This is a genomic window from Streptomyces sp. NPDC002835, from assembly GCF_053591995.1.
Map to the genome: position 1 here is coordinate 80,104 of NZ_JBSFUW010000034.1, position 9,301 is coordinate 89,404.

Genomic DNA, 9,301 nt, shown 5'->3' on the forward strand with positions numbered 1-9,301 from the left:
AACAATGGCGCACCGCAAAGGCCGGGCACAGGACCGGTCGGCGTACGTACGAAGGGACATCCGGCAAGCATGAGCGCGTCAGGCGGTACCAAGGCGATCGTGGCGGCACTCGTCGCCAACCTCGCAATCGCGGTGGCCAAGTTCGTGGCGTTCCTTTTCAGTGGTTCGTCGTCGATGCTTGCGGAGAGCGTCCACTCGCTGGCGGACTCGGGCAACCAGGGCCTGCTCCTCGTGGGCGGCAAGAAGGCCCAGCGCGAGGCGACCCCCCAACACCCCTTCGGGTACGGGCGCGAGCGCTACATCTACGCCTTCCTCGTCTCCATCGTGCTCTTCTCCGTCGGTGGCATGTTCGCCATCTACGAGGGTTACGAGAAGATCAAGCACCCGCACGAGATCGAGGCCTGGTACTGGCCCGTCGGCGTCCTCGTCTTCGCGATCATCGCCGAGACCTTCTCGTTCCGTACGGCCATCAAGGAGTCCAACGAGGTACGCGGCAAGCTGACCTGGACCCAGTTCGTGCGCCGCGCCAAGGCCCCCGAGCTGCCGGTCGTCCTCCTCGAGGACCTCGGCGCGCTGGTCGGTCTGATCCTCGCCCTCTGCGGCGTCAGCCTGGCGCTGGTCACGGGCGACGGCGTCTGGGACGGCATCGGCACTCTCTGCATCGGCGTCCTGCTGATCATCATCGCGATCGTGCTCGCCGCGGAGACCAAGTCGCTGCTGCTGGGCGAGGCCGCGGGCACGGAGGACATCGACAAGATCCGGGCCGCCACGGTCGACGGCGAGACGGTCACCCGCATCATCCACATGCGCACGCTCCACCTCGGGCCGGAGGAACTGCTGGTCGCGGCGAAGATCGCCGTCGAGGCGCACGAGACGGCCGACGAGGTCGCGCAGGCGATCAACGCTGCGGAGGACCGCATCCGCGCGGCCGTGCCGATCGCGCGCGTGATCTACCTGGAGCCGGACATCTACAACGAGACGGCGGTCGCGGCCGGGGCCACCGACCTGGACGAGTCACCAGGCGGCTCGGACCACTGAGCAGCCGAACCGCGACCGGGGCCGTACCTCCCGAGCGCACGAAGGCCCCGGACCACGCCGGTCCGGGGCCTTTCCCGTCCCGCCCGCTTCTATGGCCCGGTTCCCGTGAGCCGTTCCTGTGAGCCGAGGACCACCGCGTCAGAGGGCGGAACCGGGCGCCGCCGCCCCGTCAGCCCGCCGGCGAGTCCGAGCCCCGCCCCGGTCAGCCCGGCGACGACCCCGAGCGCGGCGGTGAAGCCGAGCACGACCGGCACGGTGACGTCGTCGAGGACCCGGCCGTGCACGGAGGTTGACGCCACTGTTCCGCCGCCGTGCTCGTCCTGGAAGGAGCGCGAGTCCCTGGAGTTGCCGCGGTCGTCGCCGAGCAGGAACAGCCGGCCCTCGGGCACGGTGACGTCGAACGGCATCCCGCCGACCGCGTCGCCCTGCCACACGTACGGCTCCGGCAGCGGCTCGCCGTTCAGGGACAGGGGGCCGCCGTCCGTACCGCCCACGACCCGGTCCCCGCCGACGCCGATCACCCGGTGCAGCACCGGCTGCCCGCGGTAGCGGTCCGGCACGCTGTAGACCACGAGGTCGCCGCGCTGCACACGGCCGTCGTCCAGCGTCTCGAACACGACCCGGTCGCCGATGTCGTAGGTCGGCTGCATGGACTGGTTGGCCATCGTCACGCTGCCGTACTCCGACCTGAGCGTCAGCAGCGCTCCCGCGCACAGCAGGACGCCCAGCGGCGTGAGCACCCATCCCGCGATCCGCAGCCCGCGCCCCGGTCTGCCTGAGCCCATTGCACCCTTCCCCTCCCCGAACCCGGCCCGCGACGGACGGAAGGCCGTGCGGGCGCCGCACACGCGAGGTGCGGCGCCCGCACCCTATGGGACCGGAGGGCTGGCGTCCGCGGCGGGGACGGGTGGTCCGCCGGTCCCCGCCACGGACCGGCTACCGGACCTCGCGCAGTACGGAGAGGACGGCGGTCTCGTCCGGCGCCGCCGTCAGGCGTTCCCGGAGCTCCGTGTCCATGCGCTTGCGCGACAGCATGGCCAGGATCCGCAGGTGCTCGTCGCCCGCGGCGGCCTCCGGCACCGTGATCATGAAGATCGACTTGGCCTTGGTGCCGTCCATGGAGCCCCACTCGACGTCCTGTGCGGACCGGGCGAAGCCGACGACCGGTGCGGTGACGGCGTCGGACTCGGCATGGGGAATGGCGATCTCCTCGCCGAGCCCCGTGGTCCCCTGCTCCTCGCGGGCGAGCGCGGCCCGCACCAGCGCCTCGGGGTCCGCGACCTTGCCGGTGGTGGTGAGCATGGCGGCCATCTCGCGGATGGCGGCGTCCTTGTTGTCGGCCTCGAGCCGCACCTTCACGGTCTGCGCGGTCAGATAACCGGACAGGATCTCGGAGCCGGCGCTCTCCTCGCCGGTTGTGGTCGCAGTACCGGCCACCCGGCCCGCGCCCGTCTCCGGTACGGCTCCGGTGCCTTCCGTCGCGGTGCCTACGGTGGCCCCTGCGCCCACGAGGGCCGGCTGGTCGACGGGCATGAGTGCGCCGCGGGTCCGGCTCTTGATGCCGATCAGCGCGTTGGTGGTGATCGCGGTGACCACCGTGCCTGCCGCGACCGCCAGGAAGAACATCGGCACCCCGCCGACCGCGCCCAGGGCCGCCACGATGGGACCGCCGTGCGGCACCGCGTCCTCTACACCGGCCATGCCCGCGACCGCACCGGCGATGGCGCCGCCGAGCATGTTCGCCGGAATGACCTGCGCGGGCCGGGCCGCCGCGAACGGGATCGCGCCCTCGGAGATGCCGAACATGCCCATGAAGATCGCGGCCATGCCCGTCTCGCGCTCCTGCTCCGAGTACAGCTTGCGGCGCATCAGCGTGGCGAGGCCCTGCCCCAGAGGCATGACGGGGATGGCGGCGGCGCACATGCCCATCACCGTCTGGTTGCCGGTCGCGATGAGCCCCGCGCCGAACAGGAACGCCGTCTTGCTGACGGGCCCGCCCATGTCGAACGCGATCATGAGGCCGAGCAGCGCGCCGAGCAGGATCGCGCTCGCGCCCGTCATACCGCCGAGCCAGTCGGCGAGGTGGGTGAACACCCACGAGATCGGCTTGCCGATGACGTAGATGAAGAAGAGGCCGAGCGCCGTCGTGGCCACGATCGGGATGACGATGATCGGCATGATCGGCCGGGCGAACTTCGGGACCTTGACTTCTTGATCCACAGGACCAGATAGCCGGCCAGGAATCCGGTGACGATGGCGCCGATGAAGCCGGCGCCCGCCTCCGAGTCGTACAGCGCGCCGTTGTTGGCGATCCAGCCGCCGATCATGCCGGGGACCAGGGCCGGGCGGTCCGCGATCGCGTAGGCGATGTAGCCGGGCAGGATCGGGATCATCAGCTGGAAGCCGATCTCGCCGATCTAGAAGACGTCCTCCCAGAAGGACCCTCCGGGATGGCGTAGCCCGTTGCTGTGGCGTCACCGCCCAGCGCCAGCGAGACGGCGATGAGCAGCCCGCCGACCACGACGGACGGGATCATGCACGAGACGCCGTTCATCAGCGCCTTGTACGTGACGCCCCGGCCCTGGCCTCCGCCTTTGCCGCTCGCGCCCTTCGCGCCCGGCGCCGGCCCCGCCGTTCCGCCGCCGTCCGTGCCCGCGCTGCCCGCGCTGCCCTGGGCGCGGTGCACCGGTGCGTCCTGTACCCGCTCGATCAGCTGCTCGGGGTGGCGGATGCCCTCGGCGACACCGACGGCGAGCACTCTCTTGCCCTCGCAGCGGCTGCGGTCGACGTCCTGTCGGCGGAGATGATGATGCCGTCCGCCTCGGTGACATCACTGTCAGAGAGCACGGTCTCGGCGCCGATGGATCCCTGGGTCTCCACCTTCATCTCGACACCGAGCGCCTCCGCGGCCTGCGTCAGCTTCTCCGCGGCCATGTACGTGTGGGCGATGCCTGTCGGACAGGCCGTCACCGCAAGCAGCTTCACCTTCCGCTGGACTCGTCACGTGGTTCTCCTGACGCTCGTCCCGCGGATCGTGCGGTCGCCGCCCGGCCTCCCGGCCGGGATGTCGCAGCATGGTGCCAACAGATTCCGGCCATGTCCAAAGTCCGCACCCCGCCGACCTCGCAGGGAACCGGCCACAGCAGACTGGCTGGAATCCGGAAGCGGGCGGGCTGGGGTCGGCTGGGCCGATCGGTGTAGATTCGTAACCAGTCAGACGTCGCTGCTGATGGCGGTCGGGCGGTCCCGCGCGGACCGACCGAGGGAGAGAGGGCCTCCGACGGACTGTCCTGCGGACTCCCGGGCATTCGTATGCCGTGTCCCGCGCCGTATCGCTGAGTATCGCTGAGCGGTACGACGCGGAGGCGTGGCGTCCAGGCCGCCGCAGAGCCAGCCGTAACCACCTCGACCGAACCACGAGGAGCAGCTCGTATGCCGACCGTCGCCAATGGCCAGGACTTCAAGGTCGCGGACCTTTCTCTCGCCCCCTTCGGGCGCAAGGAGATCAACCTCGCCGAGCACGAGATGCCCGGCCTGATGTCGATCCGCCGGGAGTACGCCGAGGCACAGCCGCTCGCCGGCGCCCGCGTCACCGGCTCCCTGCACATGACCGTGCAGACCGCCGTCCTCATCGAGACCCTCGTCGCGCTCGGCGCCGACGTCCGCTGGGCCTCCTGCAACATCTTCTCCACCCAGGACCACGCCGCCGCGGCCATCGCCGTCGGCCCGAACGGCACCCCCGAGAACCCGCAGGGCATCCCGGTCTTCGCCTGGAAGGGCGAGACCCTGGAGGAGTACTGGTGGTGCACGGAGCAGGCCCTCACCTGGCCGAACACCTCCACCGGCGGCCCGAACATGATCCTCGACGACGGTGGTGACGCCACCCTCCTCGTCCACAAGGGCGTCGAGTTCGAGAAGGCCGGCGCGGCCCCCGACCCCTCGACCGCGGACAGCGAGGAGTACGGCTACATCCTGCGGCTGCTGAACCGCACGCTGACCGAGAACCCGCAGAAGTGGACGCAGCTCGCGTCCGAGATCCGCGGCGTGACGGAGGAGACCACCACCGGTGTCCACCGTCTCTACGAGATGCACCGCGACGGCACGCTGCTGTTCCCCGCGATCAACGTGAACGACGCCGTCACCAAGTCGAAGTTCGACAACAAGTACGGCTGCCGCCATTCGCTGATCGACGGCATCAACCGTGCCACCGACGTCCTGATCGGCGGCAAGACCGCCGTCGTGTGCGGTTACGGCGACGTGGGCAAGGGCTGCGCCGAGTCGCTGCGCGGCCAGGGCGCCCGAGTGATCATCACGGAGATCGACCCGATCTGCGCGCTGCAGGCGGCGATGGACGGCTACCAGGTCACCACGCTGGACGAGGTCGTCGAGACGGCCGACATCTTCGTGACCACGACCGGCAACAAGGACATCATCATGGCCTCGGACATGGCCCGGATGAAGCACCAGGCCATCGTCGGCAACATCGGCCACTTCGACAACGAGATCGACATGGCCGGTCTCGCCGCCATCCCCGGCGTCGTCAAGGACGAGGTCAAGCCGCAGGTCCACACCTGGACCTTCGCCGACGGCAAGGTCCTGATCGTCCTGTCCGAGGGCCGCCTGCTGAACCTGGGCAACGCGACCGGCCACCCGTCGTTCGTGATGTCCAACTCCTTCGCGGACCAGACCCTGGCCCAGATCGAGCTGTTCACCAAGCCGCAGGACTACCCGACCGACGTCTACGTGCTCCCCAAGCACCTCGACGAGAAGGTCGCCCGCCTCCACCTGGACGCGCTGGGCGTCAAGCTCACCACCCTGCGCCCGGAGCAGGCCTCGTACATCGGCGTCGAGGTCGACGGCCCGTACAAGCCCGACCACTACCGCTACTGATCACCACTGCGCAGCGCCCGGGCGGGCACCGGCCCGTCCGGGCCTGAGCAGGCGCTCCGCGCAGACGCACCCAGCGAGGTGTGCACCGAGCAGTACCAGGCAGGCCCCCGCACCCCCGTGTCGGGGGCCTGCCCCGTACCCTCCTCGAACGGCTTCGGCCGACGCCTCACCGCTCAAGGACACCTACGCCCCCATGCCCCGCGGCCGCTATTCGCTCCACGATCCGCACGATCACACCCCCCTCGGCGAAGAACACTTCCAGTGCGCCCCCGGCCCTTCCGGCTGGCGTTACGTCTCCCGAACCACCACCCCCTCCGGCGACGAAGCCGGTTCTCTCGACCTGGCCCTCGACGAACTGGGCCGCCCCATCCGGCTCGAACTCCACGCGTCGAGCTGGCAGATCCGGGGTGCGGCGATCGACGGCGTCACCTGGGTCCGCACCGACCCCACCGGCACCGACGCCCGGGAAGGCAACGCCCCCGCCCACGCCTTCACCGGCACCTCCCCGGCCTTTCTCGTCGCGACCGCCCGTCTGCTGCGCCTCGCACCCGGCGCCCCGGCCACCCGCGTCGGTCTCGTCGCCTTCACCGACCCCGTACTGGCGCCCCTGACCGTCGACCAGTCCTGGGCCCTGATCAACAGTGAAGCGCACACCACTGACAACGGCCCTCTGACAGTGGACGAATACCAGGTCAGCGCCTTGGACACGGGCGAGCAGCATGCCGTTCACATCGCCGGTGACGTGGTCCTGGCAGCCCCCGGAATCGAACTCGAAGACCTCGAAAGCCCACCCTCGACCTTCCGCTGACGCCCGGCCGCGGGCCGCGGTGCGGGCGGCTCAGGCGGGAGGGGCGAACCCACCCGGCGATACGGGCGGCCGCACGTCATCAGGGCGCGCCGGCTGCGCGGGCCGGACGGTGCCGGCCTCGTGTACGGACGCGGGTCCCGCCAACGGACGGTCGGCCGGCGCGGCCGCCGCCTTCGATACGGACGGGGACGCGGACGAGGACGGGGCGAAGGCCCGCCGGGCGTCACGGGCCTGCCGTTCGTTCACCACCGCGGCCAGGTACGCCGCCGGCGGGACGCCGGCAGGCGCGGGCGCTCCCGTACGGTCGGCCAGGTCGCCGGCCAGCCGCTGCGCCATGGACCAGCTCACCGCCGGGTCAAGTTGCTTCATACGTGTCAGGTACTGGCGTATCGCCAGCCACAGCGCATCCGGCACACCCGACAGATCGAGCTCGGCGAACCTGCCGACCAGCCACGGCGGCGGCGGAGGCGGCCTCACCGGGCCGCGGGCCGCGGGCACCCGCTCACGTACGACGAGGGTCCCGGCGAAGACGTCCCCGATGCGTCGGCCGCGTGCCGACACCAGCGAGGCGATACAGGCGACGACTCCGAACGTGAGGAGGACCTCGACCACTCCCATCGCGCCGCGCACCAAGGCGTGCCGGAACCGGATCGGCCCCCCGTCGTCCCTGACCACGCGCAACCCGCAGGCGAGCTTTCCGAGCGAACGCCCATGGCTGAGGGTCTCCACGGCTATCGGCCCGCCGACGAGAACCAGCAGGAACGAAGCGATGGACATCGCCATGACAGCCGCCTCGTCCAGGGACGCCGTGGCTATGGCCAGTCCGATCGAAACCAGCAGATAGACCGTCCACACGACGACGAGGTCGATCACGAGGGCAAGGGCCCGGCTCGGCAATCGCGCAGGCTGCAGCCCCAGTACGACCGCATCCCCCGTCACTAGCCCGCTCACTGCTGCCCCCTTCGTGATGTCCGGCCTTCCCTGCCCCCTGATCTCTCAGTCTGCCAAGCTGACCGACAGCGTGTCGCAGCAGTGAGCAGTGAAGTAGTACGGACAGTACGCAACGCACCCAGTGCCTGGAGCAGCAGCCGACCATGGACCTCGATGTCTTCGTCACAGCCCACCGTGCCGAGTGGGACCGCCTGGACCATCTTCTTCGTCGTGGTCGCCATCTGACGGGCGCGGAGGCCGACGAACTCGTCGCCCTCTACCAGCGCACGTCCACCCATCTCTCCCTTGTCCAGTCCAGTGCCCCGGAACCGGCACTCACGGCCAGGCTGACCCAGCTGGTGGCGCGCGCACGCTCCGTCGTCACCGGCACCAGGCGGTCGAGCTGGAAGGATGTGGTCACCTTCCTCACCGCCGGCTTTCCCGCAGCGGTCTACCGCTCCCGTCACTGGTGGATACCGACCGCCGTTCTCTCCACGCTCGTCGCCGCCCTCATCGGCTGGTGGATAGGCACCCACCCAGAGGTGCAGTCCGCGATCGGGGCGCCGGAGGATCTCCGCCGCATGACCCGGCCCGGCGGTGAGTACGAGACCTACTACTCGAGCCACCCCGCGGCCTCGTTCGCGGCGCAGGTCTGGACGAACAACGCCCAGGCCGCCGCCATGTGCCTGACCCTGGGGGCGTTCCTGTGCTTCCCGGTGATCTGGATCCTCTTCCTGAACATGCTGAATCTCGGTGTCGGCATCGGGCTCATGTCCTCGGCCGGCCGCCTGGACGTCTTCCTCGGGCTGGTGCTGCCGCACGGCCTGCTCGAGCTCACGGCCGTCTTCGTCGCCGCCGGGACGGGACTGCGGCTCGGTTGGACGGTCATCGATCCTGGTCCGCTGTCGCGCCGCACAGCGCTCGCCCAGCAGGGCCGGGCGGCGCTCGGCATGGCGATCGGGCTGGCGCTGGTGCTGTTCGTGTCGGGCGTGATCGAGGGCTTCGTAACGCCGTCCGGTCTGCCGACCTGGGCACGGATCACCATCGGCATCGCCGCGGAGCTGGCGTTCCTGGCGTACGTCTACATCCTGGGCGGCCGCGCCGCTCGCGCCGGCGACTCGGGCGACGTGGAGGAGCCCGACCGCAGCGCGGAGCTGCCCACAGCGGCGTGATGTGCGTAGCGGGCCTGTGAGCTGCTAGTCTCCTCTTCGCCCCACAAGACCCGTTGACACGGGATGCGTGGGGAGGTAGATTTTAACGGTTGCGTCGGACTGGACAAGTCCGACGGAGAACATTTAGAGTCTGTCTGGCTTTCGCAGGGAGCGATTTCCGCGGAGCCGATCCCCGATTCATTCAGGATCACGAAGCCGATTAGGTCGGCCGAAATGCTTCTGATAAAGTCGGATCAGCCGAAAGGCCAAAAGGCCCCCAACGGCCACCGGAAATGAATTCCAACCGGAAACGGAACGGAAAACGGATCTGGTAGAGTTGGAAACGCAAGACCGAAGGGAAGCGCCCGGAGGAAAGCCCACAGGGAGATCTGAGGGTGAGTACAAAGGAAGCGTCCGTTCCTTGAGAACTCAACAGTGTGCCAAAAATCAACGCCAGATATGTTGATACCCCGTCCATCTTCGG

7 protein-coding genes and 1 pseudogene are annotated in these 9,301 nt (G+C 69.6%); 4 read left to right on the forward strand and 4 right to left on the reverse strand.

The genetic code is table 11. The annotated features are described in order from the left end of the window. The first annotated feature begins 69 nt into the window (after positions 1-69). The gene (locus ACWD01_RS28965; protein WP_451165771.1) at positions 70-1,038 is read left to right on the forward strand and encodes a cation diffusion facilitator family transporter; all 969 of its coding nucleotides are present in this window, start codon (positions 70-72) and stop codon (positions 1,036-1,038) included. A gap of 89 nt (positions 1,039-1,127) precedes the next feature. Here the strand turns inward: ACWD01_RS28965 and lepB are convergent, their stop codons facing one another. Both lepB and ACWD01_RS28975 read right to left on the reverse strand, forming a co-directional pair. Next, on the reverse strand, positions 1,128-1,823 hold the full coding sequence (gene lepB / locus ACWD01_RS28970) for a signal peptidase I (protein WP_451165773.1): 696 nt from the start codon (positions 1,821-1,823) through the stop codon (positions 1,128-1,130). A gap of 151 nt (positions 1,824-1,974) precedes the next feature. Beyond that, positions 1,975-3,972: pseudogene (locus tag ACWD01_RS28975) on the reverse strand (fructose-specific PTS transporter subunit EIIC). 498 nt (positions 3,973-4,470) lie between these two features. On the opposite strand from ACWD01_RS28975, the gene ahcY reads away from it, so the two are divergent. Together ahcY and ACWD01_RS28985 are read left to right on the forward strand one after the other, a co-directional pair. Beyond that, complete coding sequence (gene ahcY / locus ACWD01_RS28980) at positions 4,471-5,928, forward strand: adenosylhomocysteinase (RefSeq protein ID WP_451165775.1); 1,458 nt, start codon at positions 4,471-4,473, stop codon at positions 5,926-5,928. 193 nt (positions 5,929-6,121) lie between these two features. Continuing rightward, entirely contained in the window at positions 6,122-6,736 is a 615-nt protein-coding gene (locus ACWD01_RS28985; RefSeq protein ID WP_451165777.1) for a hypothetical protein, read from the forward strand. A 30-nt stretch (positions 6,737-6,766) separates the two neighbouring features. On the opposite strand, the gene ACWD01_RS28990 is transcribed toward ACWD01_RS28985, so the two are convergent. After that, complete coding sequence (locus ACWD01_RS28990; RefSeq protein WP_451165779.1) at positions 6,767-7,687, reverse strand: RDD family protein; 921 nt, start codon at positions 7,685-7,687, stop codon at positions 6,767-6,769. Between the two features lie 143 nt (positions 7,688-7,830). On the opposite strand from ACWD01_RS28990, the gene ACWD01_RS28995 reads away from it, so the two are divergent. Continuing rightward, a complete protein-coding gene (locus tag ACWD01_RS28995; RefSeq protein WP_451165781.1) occupies positions 7,831-8,838 on the forward strand; it encodes a stage II sporulation protein M in 1,008 nt (335 codons plus the stop codon). 199 nt (positions 8,839-9,037) lie between these two features. Here ACWD01_RS28995 and ACWD01_RS29000 read toward each other — a convergent pair. Then, positions 9,038-9,301 (reverse strand): hypothetical protein (locus tag ACWD01_RS29000; protein ID WP_451165782.1); only part of this gene is annotated, 264 nt, incomplete at its 5' end.